Genomic DNA, 15,907 nt, shown 5'->3' on the forward strand with positions numbered 1-15,907 from the left:
TGCTCATGCACCTGACTTTTTCTGAAATATGCGGTAAAAAATATGAATACACCACATCTTTCAAAGCCGTCATTTAAAAGTCCTGATTTGATTTGACCGCCTTTGCCAATAAACTGACCAACTCAGCATTTTGCATTTCAAGCTGTGCGGTTTTTTGCACAGTTTTATCGAGTGCATCTTGCTGAACCTGCATCTTTTTAGCCAAATCCTGCATGATCTCCAACGTCTTTTTTAGATGCTCTTCTAAATGTAATACTTTTTGCTCGACTTGCTGTTGATGCTGCACATCACTGCTGCTGTCTGCCTGATTTTTAAACTGCAACCAAATCAGAAAAATGACGGCAAGTGCCAGCAAAAAAATAAATCCCCACAATAAAATAATCATCATGCCACTACTCTATTCAAATTTTCTATGCAAACTTTGTTATATCAATCAGTGAATTAACTGTGAATACGAATTATAAAATCTTTCATCACTATTACATGCTTTTTACACTTTGTATATGTCTTAAAAAGTAGCCGCTTACACCGCCCGCTGACTAAAAGATTCACACAAATCTAGTAAACGGTTGGCATAACCCCACTCGTTGTCATACCACGCAAAAACTTTGGCTTGATGACCCACGACCATGGTTTGACTTAAATCGACAATTAAAGAATAAGGTGAATGGTTAAAGTCGCTCGATACCAAAGGCTCATCGGTCACTTGCATAATTTCGGCATAATCATGCGCTGCCGAAGCACACAACACCTGATTCAATTTATGCACCGTAATTGGCGACTGAGAAATAAAAGTTAAATCAATGGCTGCAACATTGATGGTCGGCACACGAATCGAATAACCATCTATCCGATCTGCCATTTTTGGCATGACTTGTTTTAAAGCACCTAGGGCAGAAGAAGTTGTAGGAATAATATTTTGTCCTGATGCACGCGCACGACGTAAATCGCGATGCGCCTGATCCAATACAGTTTGATCGGCTGTGACTGCATGAATTTCAGTCATTAATGCGGTATCAATTCCAAAAGCGTCATCAATAATTTTAACCAGTGGTACTAAAGCCTGCGTGGTGCAAGACACACTGGAAATAATTTGGTCAGTATTTTTGACTTCGTGATGATTGACACCATAAACAATCGCAGCATCTACAGTATCGAATGGTGCAGCGCCAATAATCACACGTTTGGCGCCCACAGTAATATGCTGCGTTGCCGCCTCGCGGGAACGAAACAACCCTGTGCATTCCAATACCACATCTACATTTAAAGCTTGCCACGGCAACTGTGCAGGTTGAGCCTGATTCAACACCTGAACTTTTAATTGCGCCAAACCTGCAGAAATATTCAAAAAAATCTGTTCATTTTCAAGGCTAATTTCCACCTGCCCTTTAAAACGACCATGGGTACTGTCGTATTTAAATAAATGAACCAAGGTTTCTACATCGGCAATGTCATTTATGGCGACGATTTCAAAATGAAAGTCTTTGGGATTTTCAAACCAAGCCCGCAGCACATTGCGCCCGATTCTACCAAAGCCATTGATTGCCACTCGTTGCATGACCGATCCTTTCATAATGAAATCAAAATTTAAGCACAGACTATGTTAATAGATTTTGAGGCCTTACTGAAAAAAATCAGATCAATTCTGCGAATTTTCACGCAATTTGTTGTTTAATTCGGCAAATCAAAAATATCAGCTTTGACTTTCTAGCTTACATTTACGTTTTCTTAAATTTTGTATTCTACTTTATGGCAGTTCGGCATACTCCGTGACCTACAGTAAACGCTTATTTTGAATGTAAATGTTCATCATCTTCTATTGCAAAGATTTATTCTGCGTAATCGCAACCAAGTTTGCGTCAGAATTGTCATCTATTCACACTAAAATGATTGGTGATAATGGCTTTTTCCGTTATAATTTGGCGTTTTTAAAATTTTAAGCCTGCATGACAGCAAAAGAATTATTTTTGTCAGACTGTCTTGCGTTTAGCCCAATCGGAAATTATGGAGTGACTTGGTTGTGAGTACTCGTTTTATGACATCAGCTGAAATTCGTGAAGCATTTTTGCGTTACTTTGAATCGCAAGGGCATACACGTGTCGCATCGAGTTCTCTAGTACCCGCCAATGACCCAACCCTGTTATTTACCAATGCAGGTATGAACCAGTTTAAAGACTGTTTCCTTGGGTTAGAAAAACGTGATTATGTACGTGCTGTATCGTCACAAAAATGTGTGCGTGCAGGCGGTAAACATAACGATTTAGACAATGTGGGTTATACCGCACGTCACCATACTTTCTTTGAAATGTTAGGTAACTTCTCGTTTGGTGATTATTTCAAACGTGATGCAATTAAATTTGCTTGGGAATTTTTAACCAGTGAACAATGGTTAGCGCTACCAAAAGACCGTTTATATGCCACGGTTTACCACACCGATGATGAAGCATTTGACATCTGGAACAAAGAAATTGGTTTAGATGCTTCTCGTATTATCCGTATTGGCGATAACAAAGGCGGCCAATATGCTTCAGACAACTTCTGGGCAATGGGTGATACAGGTCCTTGCGGTCCGTGTTCTGAAATTTTCTATGATCATGGCGATCATATCTGGGGTGGCTTACCAGGCACACCTGAAGAAGATGGCGACCGTTTCATTGAAATTTGGAACAACGTATTCATGCAGTTCAACCGCACTGCAGATGGTGTATTACACCCGCTTCCAGCACCTTCTGTAGATACAGGTATGGGCTTGGAGCGTATTTCTGCAGTATTGCAACATGTGAATTCAAACTACGAAATTGACCTGTTCCAGCACTTACTCAAAAATGCAGCACAGATTATTGGTTTAGACACGACTGCTCTTGAAGTAACTGCACAGCAAACTGGCAAGCCTGTAGACTACCCTGCTTCACTCAAAGTAGTTGCTGACCACGCTCGTTCTTGCTGCTTCCTAATTGCCGATGGCGTGAATCCATCGAATGAAGGTCGTGGTTATGTATTGCGTCGTATTATTCGTCGTGCAGTACGTCACGGCAACAAGCTTGGCGCAACAGGTTCATTCTTCCACAAAATGCTTCAGCCTTTAATTGAAGTAATGGGTCAAGCTTATCCTGAACTTGCAGCAAATCAAGCGCGTATTGAAGCAGCATTACTGAAAGAAGAAGAACAATTTGCCAAAACGCTTGAGCAAGGTTTGAAATTGCTTGAGGGTGAATTGGCACAGCTTAAAGGCTCGGTCATTCCTGGTGAAGTGGTATTTAAACTATATGACACTTACGGCTTCCCAACAGATTTAACGGCAGATATTGCACGTGAACGCGACTTGACCATTGACGAAGCAGGCTTTGAAGTTGAAATGGCAGCGCAACGTCAACGTGCACGCGATGCAGGTAAATTTGCAGTTGACTACAACTCAATTGTAAAAGTTGAAGGTGAAACTCAATTTGATGGCTATGACGCAACGACTGGTCAGGGTCAAATTGTGGCTATTTATAAAGATGGCGAACAAGTCGATGAAGTAGTTGAAGGCGATGAAGCTTTAATCGTACTCAATCAAACCCCGTTCTATGCAGAAAGCGGTGGTCAAATTGGTGATACAGGTCTATTCAAAAACGAAACAGGTATTTTTGAAGTTCAAGACACCAAAAAATCTGGCGGTGCTTTTGTTCATCAAGGTATTGTTACCATGGGCAGTTTAAAAGCTGCGCAAGCGGTGGAAGCGATTGTAAAAGCAGACATCCGCGAAGCTACTGCACGCAACCACTCTGCAACACACTTATTGCACGCTGCCCTACGTCAAGTTTTAGGTGCACACGTACAGCAAAAAGGTTCGTTGGTTGCTTCTGATATTTTACGTTTTGACTTTGCCAATGACCAACCTGTGTCATTTGAACAATTGCAAGAAATTGAGCGTTTGGTAAATGCAGAAGTCATTGCCAATACCGCAGTTTCTACTGAATTACTGGATATTGAAGCAGCCAAAGCCAAAGGCGCAATGATGCTATTTGGTGAAAAGTATGGCGATGAAGTTCGCGTACTTTCTATGGGTTCAATCATTGAAGATAAAAACTTCTCCATTGAACTTTGTGGCGGTATTCACGTGAAACGTACAGGTGATATTGGTCTGTTCAAAATCATCTCTGAAGGTGGTGTTGCAGCTGGTGTACGTCGTATTGAAGCAATTACAGGCAGCAAAGCCGTTGAAGCCGTTCAAAAAACTGAACGCGATATCAACAGCATCAATGCTTTGTTGAAAGCACAAAAAGACCAAACTTTAGAAAAAGTGAATACATTGGTCGATACAGCATCTAGCCTTCAAAAGCAGATTGAACAGCTCAATCAAAAATTAGCGCACTTCCAAGCAGCTGAACTTTTAAGTCAAGTACAAGAACTTGCTGGACGTACCACGCTCATTACCACTGTACAAAATATGGATGCAAAATCACTGCGTAATTTGCACGACGGTGTAAAATCCAAACTCGACCAAGCAGTGATTGTACTTGCAGGTGTAGAAGGCGATAAAGTCAGCTTAATCGCTTCTGTTGCACCAGACTTTACTGCTACGATTAAAGCAGGAGACATCATCAAACACTTGGCTACAGAACTAGGTGGTAAAGGTGGTGGTAAACCTGATTTGGCACAAGGTGGCGCGCCACTTAACGAGAACTTTGCAACGGTGATGGCAGGTTTAACTGCTTGGCTTGCGGCAAAATAATCTCACTTTTTGTGTAACTGACCCTGAGCAGGTAAATTCGGGGTCATGGCTTATATGGAACAACTATGGCACTAATCGTTCAAAAATATGGCGGTACCTCAATGGGTACTCCCGAGCGCATTTTAAATGTTGCTCGTCGTGTGAAGCGCTGGCATGATCATGGCCACAAAGTAGTGGTTGTCGTTTCTGCCATGAGTGGCGAAACCAATCGCCTACTCGCTCTCGCGAAAGCCATTACCGAAACCCCTGATCCGCGTGAATTAGACCAAATGGTGTCTACAGGCGAACAGGTGACGATTTCGATGTTAGCGATGGCGCTGAATTCTATTGGCGTTGCAGCAAAATCACTAACTGGTCGCCAAGTTGGTATTCAAACTGACAGCGCATTTACCAAAGCACGTATTGAAGCGATTAATACTGACGTGTTAACTGAAAACCTAGACGCAGGCCGTGTGATTGTGGTTGCTGGTTTCCAAGGGTTTGATGCTGAAGGTAACACCACGACTTTAGGTCGTGGCGGTTCTGATACTTCTGGCGTTGCACTTGCTGCTGCATTGAAAGCCGATGAATGTCAAATTTACACTGACGTAGATGGCGTTTACACCACAGACCCACGCGTTGCGCCAAAAGCCAAAAAAGTAGATCGTATTTCTTTTGAAGAAATGCTAGAAATGGCTTCTTTAGGTTCTAAAGTATTGCAAATTCGTGCGGTTGAATTTGCAGGTAAATACCAAGTACCTTTACGTGTATTATCAAGTTTTGATAATGACAATGATGGCGCATTCGACGAAGATTTTAAACAAAATGTCGGCACACTCATTACTACTGAATTGGAAGACAACATGGAACAACCTATCATCTCAGGTATCGCGTTTAACCGTGACGAAGCAAAATTAACTATTTTAGGTGTGCCTGACGAGCCAGGTATTGCATCTAAAATCTTGTCACCTATTGGCGCTGCCAATGTTGAAGTCGACATGATCATCCAAAACGTAGAAGAAGATGGTACAACTGACTTTACCTTTACTGTAAACCGTGGCGAACTTGCCAAAGCAAAATCAATCCTTGAAGCAACAGCTAAAGAAATTGGTGCGCGTGAAGTGGCTACACGTGGCGACATCGTGAAAGTATCTATCGTTGGTGTAGGTATGCGTTCACATGCAGGTGTTGCAAGCAAAATGTTTACTGCCCTTGCAGATGAAGGCATTAACATTCTCATGATTTCTACTTCTGAAATTAAAATTTCAGTCATTATTGAAGAAAACTACCTAGAGCTTGCAGTTCGTACTTTACACACTGTATTTGGTCTAGATCGTGAAAGTGGTGAGTCTAGCGCACGCGCTTAATACTCGCCTGTCAGAAAATGTAATTGTCTGACAAATTTTGCGAAAAAGTACAAAAAATTAGAGCCACTATAGTTTTTTTTATAGTGGCTCTGTTATATTGAGCAACATGCTTTCATAAATTTTGGCAGCGCTGTATCTTATAAAATAAATAATGATACGTTCCGTTAAAATTTACTGGTTTTTTTATTTGGTTGTGACTTTTAAATTGCTTTAAAAATCAATGCAGGTTTAGCATTTTGCAAGGAGATAAACATGCTGATTCTGACCCGACGTGTCGGAGAAACATTAATGATTGGGGACCAAGTCAGCGTGACTGTGCTTGGTGTCAAAGGTAACCAAGTTCGTATTGGTGTAAATGCCCCGAAAGAAGTATCGGTTCATCGTGAAGAAATCTATCAACGTATTCAACACGAACGTGCCATGCACGAGCATTTGCAACACTTAGATCAAGATTATCAACCTTCATTTGAAGAAGATAACTACTCGCAAAATGACTTTAATCGTTAAACGATTAAGGTAATTGAATATAAAGCGGCTCATTTGCCGCTTTAAATTTTTCTGCTGAATGCTTTTTAAAAACTTGCCCTGATTCAAATCATGTAAAAGCTATTTTACAGGCAACTCAGCACAAGTTTTGCATGAAAATTACTGTGAGTTTTCCATTAATTCTAAAGCTTTACGCACAGGTGCAAAACTACGTCGATGTGCCGCAATCACGCCATGCTGTGCAATGGCTTCAAAATGTGCTTTGGTTGGATAACCTTTATGTTTGGCAAAACCAAATTGTGGAAATGCTTGATCAAGCAATACCATTTCACGGTCACGCGCCACTTTAGCTAAAATACTGGCTGCCGAAATCTCTGCATGTAATGCATCTCCCCCAACAACGGCATCACAAGACATCGCTAAACCCTGCGGAATTTTATTGCCATCGACTAAGACATGCTCAGGTTGAATAGATAAGGCTTCCACCGCACGACGCATCGCCAATAACGACGCTTGCAAAATATTCAGTTCATCAATTTCGGCTGCAGATGCTTCTGCAATTGCCCAAGCCAAAGCCTTTTCCTGAATTTCAACAAATAACTTTTCACGCTTTTTTTCTGTCAGTTTTTTAGAATCATTTAAACCTTCAATCGGGTTATTCGGATCTAAAATAACTGCCGCAGCGACAACAGAACCCACTAAAGGCCCACGCCCTGCTTCATCTACACCTGCAATTTTCATCATCTTTTTCCAGAAAAAATAGGCTGAAATCTTCAGCCTATCTTACGATGCGAATCAACACGCACCATCTTTAATTTTACAGAATCAGTAAACTTATCTTACTGCTTCTGCCACACATGCATTAATGGTTCTTGATACTGCATTGCTCACAATCGTTGCACGTGCAGCAGGGTCAATTGCTGCAGTGGCTAAATCTACTGCAGTCACGTTTTGTGGTGCTTTTTCACTGACACAACCACAAATTTCCGCTTGAACATTTTGCTTTTGCGTTGGTGTCATAACACGTGTCGCAGTGTGCCATGCAGGAATGTTGTTTAATTCAGTCACACACTTGGCATTAATTGCAATTTTAATCGCCGCCATACCCAATTGTTGAGTTGCTGTCGGTGCAGTTGTCGTTCCTGTAGTAGTACCTGTAGTGGTGGTACATGCAGATAAAACCAAAGCGATAGGTGCCAATACAGCGAGTAGTTTTTTCATGGATATTTCCTGTATTTAATATTCAAGTCATTTGAGTGAAACAATGCCGCTATTGTGCCTAAACTTGTTTGACGAAGGAATAGCTTTTTGCAATTTCTACATTCATGTGCTTAGGCTTAAGGCTAGGGGCTGTTGACAATTTTTCTATGTTTGCGACATGAGAGATATATCTCGCAAGGTTTTTTAGCTGATATAAGGCATGAGGTAGGAAATTTAGTCATTCTAAATGACTGACTCATAACGCAATAGCAGCAAAAAATATGCTTGTCCTGAAAGGCTGTGGCTAAAACTTTCTCAGATTGCGTTATGAAACTTGGCAATAGTCTCGCTATTCCCTGCGTTTCATGTCTGATCTGCTCAGTTTTAGCCTACAGCGCAAACTATTTATGAAATATCAACAGCCCCCTCAAGAACGCTATTTTTTTTTGCAGCGTTGCAGATTTTCAACACTCCGTTGCAGGTGGATACTTTTTTCGCTACATGCTGTTGTTTAGCATGCAAGCACACTATTCGCCTGAAATACAACATGAACAGTTCCACTTCATATTACACCCGTACCGCACAAGTTTTACATTGGCTCATGGCGATTATTTTTATTGCCGCATGGGCAATCGGTTTTTTTAGTGGCAACTTTTTAAGCTATGAAGCCGATGGCAGCTTCAAAGGTGATGTGATTACCCTGCATAAAAATGTCGCCACACCAATTATATTTTTATTGGTAATTCGTTTATTTTGGCGTTATACCCACCCTGCACCGCAACTGCCTAACAGCATGTCACCGTTGATGAAAACATTAGCGCATTTAGGGCATCTAGGGCTGTATTTTATGCTGATTGCGATTCCAATTACGGGCTGTTTGTTTAGCTGGAGTGTGCGTAAACCTGTGCCTGTGCTGTATTTATTTGAAATTCCAGCATTGGTGGATAAAAATCCTGAACTATTAGCGATTGTAAAACCTGTACATACTTATTTGTCATGGTTTGCAGCGGCAATGGTGGTTGAGCATGTGCTTGCAGCACTTAAACATCACTTTATAGATAAAGACGATGTATTGCGTAGTATGACGCAGCAAGGTAAATAATTTGTTTAAAACTTGAATTGAACGCGATTCAAAACACTCGCCCACAAAAAAGCAGCTTAATTAAAGCTGCTTTTTTGTAGTCTAAGCTATCTAAATTCAGTTTAACTCACACCAATGCTTGAATTTGCTCAATCCATTTTTGCTTTTCTTCAGCCGAAATAAATGAAGCTTCAAAAGAATTAACCGCCAATTGTTTTAATTCAGCATTGCTTAAATCTAAAGCTTGGCTAATAGCAACAAAGTTATCATTCATATAACCACCAAAATAAGATGGATCATCTGAATTAACTGTCACTTTAACACCCTGCTGCAATAAACGGCGGATGTTGTGCTGTGCCATATCATCCACTACGCATAGCTTTAAATTACTCAATGGACAGACCGTGAGCGGCATTTTCTCTGCAATTAGACGTTGCATTAATACAGGATCTTCTTCAGAACGCACACCATGATCAATACGGTTTACTTTCAGTAAATCTAATGCTTCCCAAACATATTCGGCTGGCCCTTCTTCGCCTGCATGTGCCACGACTAAAAAGCCTGCTTCACGTGCTTTGGCAAAGACACGTTCAAACTTTGAAGGTGGATGTCCAACTTCGCTTGAGTCCAAACCCACTGCGATAATTTGATCTTTATAAGGCAAAGCCTGTTCAAGTGTGGCAAATGCTGCATCTTCGCTTAAATGACGCAAGAAACACATAATTAAATTTGAACTGATGCCTAATTTTGTTTGCGCATCATCACAAGCACGTTGTAAGCCATTAATCACGGTTGCAAATGCCACACCACGCTCGGTATGGGTTTGCGGATCAAAAAACATTTCGGTATGTACCACACGGTCTTCAACACATTTTTCAAAATATGCCCAAGCCAAATCGTAAAAATCTTGCTCATGCACCAACACTTGTGCGCCTGCATAATAAATATCTAAAAAAGACTGCAAGTTATGAAAGTTATAGGCTTGTTTGACTTCTTCTACGGACTGATAAGGGATGTCAATTTGGTTGCGCTGCGCAATAGCAAACATCAATTCTGGTTCAAAAGTACCTTCAATATGCACATGCAGTTCTGCTTTAGGTAATGCTCGGATTAGCTCAAGTTGATTCATGTTCTGTCCTTTTTGCTATTGAATGGGAGAGTTTCAAAAATTGATCAAAATAAAAAAGGGTGCAAACTGAGTTTACACCCCTTTTCCGTTTAAAATATTAACCGCCAAACATGGCAAATTTTAATGCCCAAAGTGCAGCAATAATCCAAACCATATAAGGTACAGACTTGGCTTTGCCTGTGAGTAGTTTAATCAGCGCATAGCTAATAAAGCCCATGGCAATACCATCGGCAATGGAATAAGTAAATGGCATGAACACGAGGGTTAAGAAGGCAGGCACGGCTTCGGTGATGTCATCCCAATCAATATGCACAATGCCTTGAATCATCAACACACCCACAAATAACAAGGCAGGTGCTGTTGCAAAACCAGGTACCGATTGCGCGAGCGGCGCCAGGAATAAACAGGCAATAAACAACAAGCCAACAATCACTGCGGTTAAACCAGTACGACCACCCGCTGCAACGCCTGCAGATGATTCAATATACGGCGTTGTTGAAGATGTACCCAATGCCGCACCTGCTACAATGGCAGAAGAGTCGGCAAAAAGCGCTTTTTTCAAACGAGGTAATTTGCCATCTTGTAACAAGCCTGCGCGATGTGAAACACCCACTAAAGTGCCTGTAGAGTCAAATAAATCGACCAAGAAAAATACGAAAATTACACCAATTAAACTTGCTGTAAATAGACCTTCAAAGTCCATCTGCATGAAAGTAGGGGCAAGAGATGGAATTTCACCAACCACTCCTTTAAATTCACTTAAACCTAAAGCTGTTGAAATCGCAGTTAGCACCAAAATACTGATGATAATTGCACCACGCACTTTAAAGTGATGCATCACCACCACCATTAAAAACCCCAATAGCGCTAAAAGTACAGTGGGTTGTTTTAAGTCACCTAAGCCCACCAAAGTCGCAGGATTATCGACAATAACACCAGCATTTTTAAGCGCGATTAAAGCAAGGAATAAACCAATACCACCGCCTATGGCTAATTTTAATGACATGGGAATGGCATTGACAATTGCTTCACGGATTTTAAACATGCTAATGGCAATAAAAATAATCCCTGATACAAAAACTGCAGCCAAAGCCGTTTGCCAAGACACTCCCATGCCTAAACACACCGAGTAAGTGAAATAAGCATTTAGCCCCATGCCCGGTGCCAGTGCGATTGGGTAGTTAGCAACAATCCCCATCACTAGGCAGCCAATTGCTGCGGCTAAGCAGGTGGCGACAAAGACAGCTCCATGATCCATTCCTGTTTCAGATAAAATCATTGGATTGACAATAATGATGTAACACATGGTTAAGAAGGTGGTTACACCCGCCAAAATCTCGGTACGGAATGTGGTCTTGTTTTCGCTTAATTTGAATAAGCGCTCAAGCATTCCCGCTGAGGATGGATTAGGAGTCGTCATGACCTAGCCCCTGTAAATAAACTGAATTTGCAGTATGACTGAATTTTAAGTCAGCACTTAAAAGCCTGTGTTAGTTGCAACAATAGATTTGCCCAATGAGCATGTAAAATTACATGAAAAAGATAAACTTAATTCACAATCAAGCATTTGATTTTATCAAAATCAAAAATTCGGAATGCTAAATAAAAAAGCCGCATAAATTTTATGCAGCTTTGTTCATCTTTTTTTTACTTCAGTCACTCTCAAAAGTAATGCCTTTGAGTTGTGATGAAGCAGTTTCAATTGGCAAATTATACCATAGGGATTTTTTAAAAATTCTAGTTTTTTGAATTAAAGATAAAATTTTACGATAAAGTGAAGCACACAAAAGTGTGATGAATAAAGCAATTACCACACATTATGTTAGAAATTTCTACGCTTATTCTGTGACTTGCAAAATCTGTGGTGTAGCCGCTTCTGTTTTTTCTAGCGATAAATTTGCAGATTCAGTCAAAACTCGGTTCAGTTCTGCCTGCTTTCGCGTTTCCTCTTCCAAGTAAACGAGATAACCTAATAAAACGACCAACACCACCAAAACTGGCACAAGAATGTGTTTCATGTCATTTACTTTTATTGAACAATTTTCATACATATTAGCAAAAATTATGCGCGGTGTAACTCTTAATACGCCCCAGTCAAAATTTGTGCTTCAGCGATCAAACTCAATCTATTACATTAAGCCATTGTATGAATGGTATTTTTAAAACGTTTCCAAGATACATAGAAAAATGTTGTTGCAATTGCGATTAACCATAGAAAGGAAGGCCAGACCACATCCAATCCTGCATTTCGGTATAAAATTGCTTGCGCCAATGTTACAAAATGCATTGTCGTTGCAATCAACATGATATTTTGAATAATTTCTGGCATGCTTTCTCGTGGTGTACTTGCCCCCAGACAACATTTGCAAGGGAATCAGAATAAGCATCATCAGCAAACCGAATTGCGGCATCGATTTAGACACGGTTGCCATATATATACCCATTGAGGTTGTTGCAAATAAGGTCAGCAAGGCTCCAAAGAAAAATAACAGCAAACTTCCTTCTATGGGTACCTGTAATGCCCCCTGCACCACTACTTTTAAGCCTAAAAAAGCTGCTAAAAGCACCACAAGGCTCATCGATAAAACCTTTGCCAGCATAATTTCAAAAACCGTGACTAGCATAACCGTTAAATGCTTAATGGTGCCATGTTCTCGCTCACGAATCAGTGCACAAATGAAATGTGGAAAGAGGCTTGAAAGCTCTAGTGCAAAATAAAAACCAATTAGTGCAAAATAAGCCGAAAACTTACATGTGTACACCACTGTGTACATATTTTTAAACTATAAGCGAATTTATGTATCTTTAAGAAAAGCAATAAAAAAGCCCTAAATCGTTATAATTCAGAGCTTTATTACTTATATGAAGTTATGTAACAACATATAATTTTAATGTATTGGTAGGCATATCCAGACTCGAACTGGAGACCTCTACGATGTCAACGTAGCGCTCTAACCAACTGAGCTATACGCCTAAATTGTTTGGCATCATATTCATTTTTGTTTTTTAAGACAAGCCCTTTCTGCGCTTTTCCAACGCATCCGCACAAGTTTTAAGCAAATCATAAAAATACTGCTCAGAAACATGCTCTGTATTTACAGCATACCTGTAGCGTTGATACCACAATCCAAGACTTTTAAAAGCAGCTTGTTCATTCACATCAACTTGTTCCGCCAAGCGCTGCATCCAAACGGTGACCGTTTCTGCGTCTTGTTTTTGTAGTTCAACGGGTAAGGCTTGAGCAAATTTCTGTAAGGCTCGATCTACTGCAGAGATGTGCTGACGTTTTTTCCAAAATATCCAACCCAAATATCCCAGTAACAGCACAGCAATACTCGAAACCAACATCATCACCAATGCATAACTTGAGTTTAGCCCCAAGCGTCCAAACCAATCACGTTGCGATGTTGCATCATAGCCCACGACCTTGCTTTGCCATTGATAACTCGCATAATCACTCCACACCCGTAAAGAACGAATAAAATTAGAATGTTGGTATTGCCACATTTGTGTGTCAGTACCTAAAACGGCTCGATCATCTGCCATTAGGTTTTGCATGCCATCATCTATACGTTGAGGAGCAATGATGGCTGTAGGATCTATGCGCACCCATTGTTGATTGAGCAACACTTCTGTCCAAGCGTGTGCATCTTGCTGTCGTACTTCCCAGCTTTGCCCATCGGGTGCAAGTTCCCCGCCCTGATAGCCCACGACTACACGTGCAGGGACTCCGACATAGCGCATCAGCAAGGCAAAACTTGAGGCATAATGCTCACAAAAGCCTTGCTTGCTCTGAAATAAAAATTCATCGACCCGATTTTGTCCGAGTGTTCCGGGTTTTAAGGTATAACTAAAACCATTATTGCGATACCACTGCAATACATTCTGCACGTAGCGTTCAGGTTGTTGCTGACTTTGGGCAAACAGCTGCAGGGCAAATTGCTGTGCCTTTGGGTCAGATTGCGTCTGTACCTGAACATTTAAACGCTGGCTAAAGCGTCGATAACGCTCGTTCTGTGCATCATCCCCTTGAATACGTGCGGATTCCCCAACCCACTGCAAAGCAATCGGTTGAATCCGACCATTTTGACGCTGTGGCACCATACTCCAATCACGGCGTAATACATAACCGTGTTGATTCGGTACAGATTTTTCCAGCGCCATAATCCACTGTACACGTGGATCTGCTGCAATATATTGATACTGAAAATCGACTTGCTCTGGCTGTAATTGTGCTGCCTGAACGGGTTGTTGATTGCTAAAATTGCTTGTCCATGTGCGACCATCATATTGATCCAGTACCATCGCCCGCCAATATAGTTTTGAACGTGGCGGCAGTTGCTGCATATTCCCCACAATACGAAATGCCAAAGCAGAAGATTGTGATAATTCGGCAATATCGCCTGGTGACATCGTGTCACTAATACCTGTCACGCCTTTGGCATCAGGAATAGGTACATGCCACAATGGCGGTAAACGTGGAAAGAATAAAAACAATAATAAAAAGAATGGCAAAGCGTATGCGATAAACTTGGCGACATTTTTAAGGTCATGCTTTGCATCTTGCCTGCTCGAATGACGCGACGCATAATCTGAAAATGCACTTTTTTGAATCCGATATAACCCAATTAAACAACTGATTAAACATAGAATGACCAACACGGTCATCCACATGCTCTGGCTGTATAAAAATGAACTGGCGCTCACAAAAAGCGCAAAATTAAATAAAATAATCAGGTCGCGCTGAGTATGACTTTCTAAAGCTTTGGCAAACAAAAAGGTGCTTAATAAGGCAACCCCTGCCTCTACACCAATCAGGCTTTTATAACTCAAATAAATGCTGGCTAAGGCACAACAGGTCAATCCATAAGTCCAAACTTTAGAAATACGCGCTGTCTTGTTTTTATAGTGAAGATACAACAGCAACAACATGAGTCCGAAAATGACACTCAATGCCACAGGGCTAAACAGCATGTGAGCAGCCAAAATTAAGATCAGGCTAAGCAGAATAGATTGCTGAATCGAATTGTGCATGATCATCAAGCCTGTGCCAAAAGAATTTTTGCCTGTTTCAACTGCCGCTCGCCTACGCCTTTTTCAAGGGTCGCATGCGGCAAAAACATCGCATAATTCAACTGTTGTTGTTCACATTGTTCAACTAAGCCCATCATCAAACTTAGTTTTTCTTCGTGGGTCGGTGCAGGCATGTGTTCATAGTGAATGTCGATACTCTGTTGATCCTGATATTGTTCAAAAACTTTCACATATAAGCCCTGACCGCGTGCCGCTTGCTTCCACGACACGGCTTGTAAGGAATCGCCCAATTGAAAATCACGCAGCTCACGAAACTCGTCTAAATCGGGTTGAAAGCTGTGTTGATGCTGTTTATTCTCTGCGCTATACATGGCGGCTTTGGGTGCCACCCACGCGGTACGTGACAAATTCAAATAAGTCCACGCACGTACCAAGCCAAAAGGATAAACCGAATAAATGTGTAAATAAGGATAATGAAACTGCCCACGTTGCGCTGCAAAAAATGTCAACACATACTGCTGCTGAGTGTCTTGAATAAGAACCTTTTCTAATTGATGATCGGCTTTAATCCATAAATAGCGTGCCTGCGCGACCTCTTGTTTGAAATGCAATTGTAATTGCAATACTTCACCTACTTGCCCAACTTCGGTGGTCACAATTTCAATCTCTAATTCATGCAGCTGCTTAAAGGTCAAATAAAAACTGATACATAAAATGGCACTGATCAAAAAGCAAAAGCCTAAAATCAGGTTATTGCCATAATTCACGCCTGCAATAAACGTGATCAAAATCAGCACTAAATACAGATAGCCCTGTTGGTAAATAAAAACCAAAATATCTTTTTGTTTTAAGGCCTTGTGTCGATCAAATTTAAAACGTGTCTTGATCCAGTTTTGCCATGCCTGCTTAAACATGCG

13 protein-coding genes, 1 tRNA gene and 1 pseudogene are annotated in these 15,907 nt (G+C 41.0%); 4 read left to right on the forward strand and 11 right to left on the reverse strand.

The window, feature by feature from the left end; all coding sequences use genetic code 11:
* Positions 1-73: 73 nt before the first annotated feature.
* Together FTT91_RS07240 and FTT91_RS07245 are read right to left on the reverse strand one after the other, a co-directional pair.
* A complete protein-coding gene (locus tag FTT91_RS07240) occupies positions 74-388 on the reverse strand; it encodes a hypothetical protein (protein WP_004971580.1) in 315 nt (104 codons plus the stop codon).
* Positions 389-523: 135 nt separating this feature from the next.
* Positions 524-1,558, reverse strand: a complete 1,035-nt coding sequence (locus FTT91_RS07245) for a type I glyceraldehyde-3-phosphate dehydrogenase (RefSeq protein ID WP_180169202.1) — start codon at positions 1,556-1,558, stop codon at positions 524-526.
* 462 nt (positions 1,559-2,020) lie between these two features.
* Here FTT91_RS07245 and alaS point away from each other — a divergent pair, with 462 nt between their 5' ends.
* The 3 genes from alaS to csrA all read left to right on the forward strand — a co-directional run bounded on the left by alaS (position 2,021) and on the right by csrA (position 6,567).
* Positions 2,021-4,714, forward strand: coding sequence for an alanine--tRNA ligase (gene alaS, locus FTT91_RS07250; RefSeq protein ID WP_180169203.1), 2,694 nt, complete (start codon positions 2,021-2,023; stop codon positions 4,712-4,714).
* Between the two features lie 65 nt (positions 4,715-4,779).
* Positions 4,780-6,060 (forward strand): aspartate kinase, encoded by a 1,281-nt coding sequence (locus FTT91_RS07255; protein WP_004971586.1) that lies wholly within the window; start codon positions 4,780-4,782, stop codon positions 6,058-6,060.
* A 252-nt stretch (positions 6,061-6,312) separates the two neighbouring features.
* Positions 6,313-6,567 carry a carbon storage regulator CsrA gene (csrA, locus tag FTT91_RS07260; RefSeq protein WP_004971589.1) on the forward strand — a complete coding sequence of 85 codons (255 nt, stop codon included), beginning with the start codon at positions 6,313-6,315 and terminating at the stop codon, positions 6,565-6,567.
* A gap of 138 nt (positions 6,568-6,705) precedes the next feature.
* Here csrA and rnhB read toward each other — a convergent pair whose 3' ends face one another.
* Positions 6,706-7,287: a ribonuclease HII gene (gene rnhB, locus FTT91_RS07265; protein WP_004971591.1), complete on the reverse strand. Its 582-nt coding sequence runs from the start codon at positions 7,285-7,287 to the stop codon at positions 6,706-6,708.
* A gap of 93 nt (positions 7,288-7,380) precedes the next feature.
* A complete protein-coding gene (locus tag FTT91_RS07270) occupies positions 7,381-7,767 on the reverse strand; it encodes a hypothetical protein (protein ID WP_004971594.1) in 387 nt (128 codons plus the stop codon).
* A 526-nt stretch (positions 7,768-8,293) separates the two neighbouring features.
* Here FTT91_RS07270 and FTT91_RS07275 point away from each other — a divergent pair.
* Positions 8,294-8,848, forward strand: coding sequence for a cytochrome b (locus tag FTT91_RS07275; RefSeq protein WP_180169204.1), 555 nt, complete (start codon positions 8,294-8,296; stop codon positions 8,846-8,848).
* 106 nt (positions 8,849-8,954) lie between these two features.
* Here the strand turns inward: FTT91_RS07275 and FTT91_RS07280 are convergent, their stop codons facing one another.
* The 7 genes and pseudogenes from FTT91_RS07280 to FTT91_RS07310 all read right to left on the reverse strand — a co-directional run bounded on the left by FTT91_RS07280 (position 8,955) and on the right by FTT91_RS07310 (position 15,904).
* Positions 8,955-9,956, reverse strand: coding sequence for an adenosine deaminase (locus FTT91_RS07280; RefSeq protein ID WP_180169205.1), 1,002 nt, complete (start codon positions 9,954-9,956; stop codon positions 8,955-8,957).
* 97 nt (positions 9,957-10,053) lie between these two features.
* Positions 10,054-11,376 carry an NCS2 family permease gene (locus FTT91_RS07285; protein ID WP_004971599.1) on the reverse strand — a complete coding sequence of 441 codons (1,323 nt, stop codon included), beginning with the start codon at positions 11,374-11,376 and terminating at the stop codon, positions 10,054-10,056.
* Between the two features lie 418 nt (positions 11,377-11,794).
* The gene (locus FTT91_RS07290) at positions 11,795-11,974 is read right to left on the reverse strand and encodes a hypothetical protein (protein WP_004971601.1); all 180 of its coding nucleotides are present in this window, start codon (positions 11,972-11,974) and stop codon (positions 11,795-11,797) included.
* 116 nt (positions 11,975-12,090) lie between these two features.
* A pseudogene (locus FTT91_RS07295) lies at positions 12,091-12,730 on the reverse strand (ABC transporter permease).
* Between the two features lie 123 nt (positions 12,731-12,853).
* Positions 12,854-12,930 (reverse strand) — tRNA-Val (locus tag FTT91_RS07300).
* Between the two features lie 32 nt (positions 12,931-12,962).
* Positions 12,963-14,990 carry a DUF3488 and transglutaminase-like domain-containing protein gene (locus FTT91_RS07305; RefSeq protein ID WP_180169206.1) on the reverse strand — a complete coding sequence of 676 codons (2,028 nt, stop codon included), beginning with the start codon at positions 14,988-14,990 and terminating at the stop codon, positions 12,963-12,965.
* 5 nt (positions 14,991-14,995) lie between these two features.
* Entirely contained in the window at positions 14,996-15,904 is a 909-nt protein-coding gene (locus tag FTT91_RS07310; protein ID WP_154320866.1) for a DUF58 domain-containing protein, read from the reverse strand.
* Positions 15,905-15,907 lie beyond the last annotated feature (3 nt).

Source organism: Acinetobacter sp. YH12021 (genome assembly GCF_013420145.1).
Taxonomy (GTDB): Bacteria; Pseudomonadota; Gammaproteobacteria; order Pseudomonadales; family Moraxellaceae; genus Acinetobacter; species Acinetobacter towneri.

Bases quoted from the DNA above. Each gene is read 5' to 3' on its own strand.
- FTT91_RS07240 (WP_004971580.1), bottom strand. From the start codon at position 388: ATGATGATTATTTTATTGTGGGGATTTATTTTTTTGCTGGCACTTGCC.
- FTT91_RS07245 (WP_180169202.1), bottom strand. From the start codon at position 1,558: ATGCAACGAGTGGCAATCAATGGCTTTGGTAGAATCGGGCGCAATGTG.
- FTT91_RS07255 (WP_004971586.1), top strand. From the start codon at position 4,780: ATGGCACTAATCGTTCAAAAATATGGCGGTACCTCAATGGGTACTCCC.
- csrA (WP_004971589.1), top strand. From the start codon at position 6,313: ATGCTGATTCTGACCCGACGTGTCGGAGAAACATTAATGATTGGGGAC.
- rnhB (WP_004971591.1), bottom strand. From the start codon at position 7,287: ATGAAAATTGCAGGTGTAGATGAAGCAGGGCGTGGGCCTTTAGTGGGT.
- FTT91_RS07270 (WP_004971594.1), bottom strand. From the start codon at position 7,767: ATGAAAAAACTACTCGCTGTATTGGCACCTATCGCTTTGGTTTTATCT.
- FTT91_RS07275 (WP_180169204.1), top strand. From the start codon at position 8,294: ATGAACAGTTCCACTTCATATTACACCCGTACCGCACAAGTTTTACAT.
- FTT91_RS07280 (WP_180169205.1), bottom strand. From the start codon at position 9,956: ATGAATCAACTTGAGCTAATCCGAGCATTACCTAAAGCAGAACTGCAT.
- FTT91_RS07285 (WP_004971599.1), bottom strand. From the start codon at position 11,376: ATGACGACTCCTAATCCATCCTCAGCGGGAATGCTTGAGCGCTTATTC.
- FTT91_RS07290 (WP_004971601.1), bottom strand. From the start codon at position 11,974: ATGAAACACATTCTTGTGCCAGTTTTGGTGGTGTTGGTCGTTTTATTA.
- FTT91_RS07305 (WP_180169206.1), bottom strand. From the start codon at position 14,990: ATGCACAATTCGATTCAGCAATCTATTCTGCTTAGCCTGATCTTAATT.
- FTT91_RS07310 (WP_154320866.1), bottom strand. From the start codon at position 15,904: ATGTTTAAGCAGGCATGGCAAAACTGGATCAAGACACGTTTTAAATTT.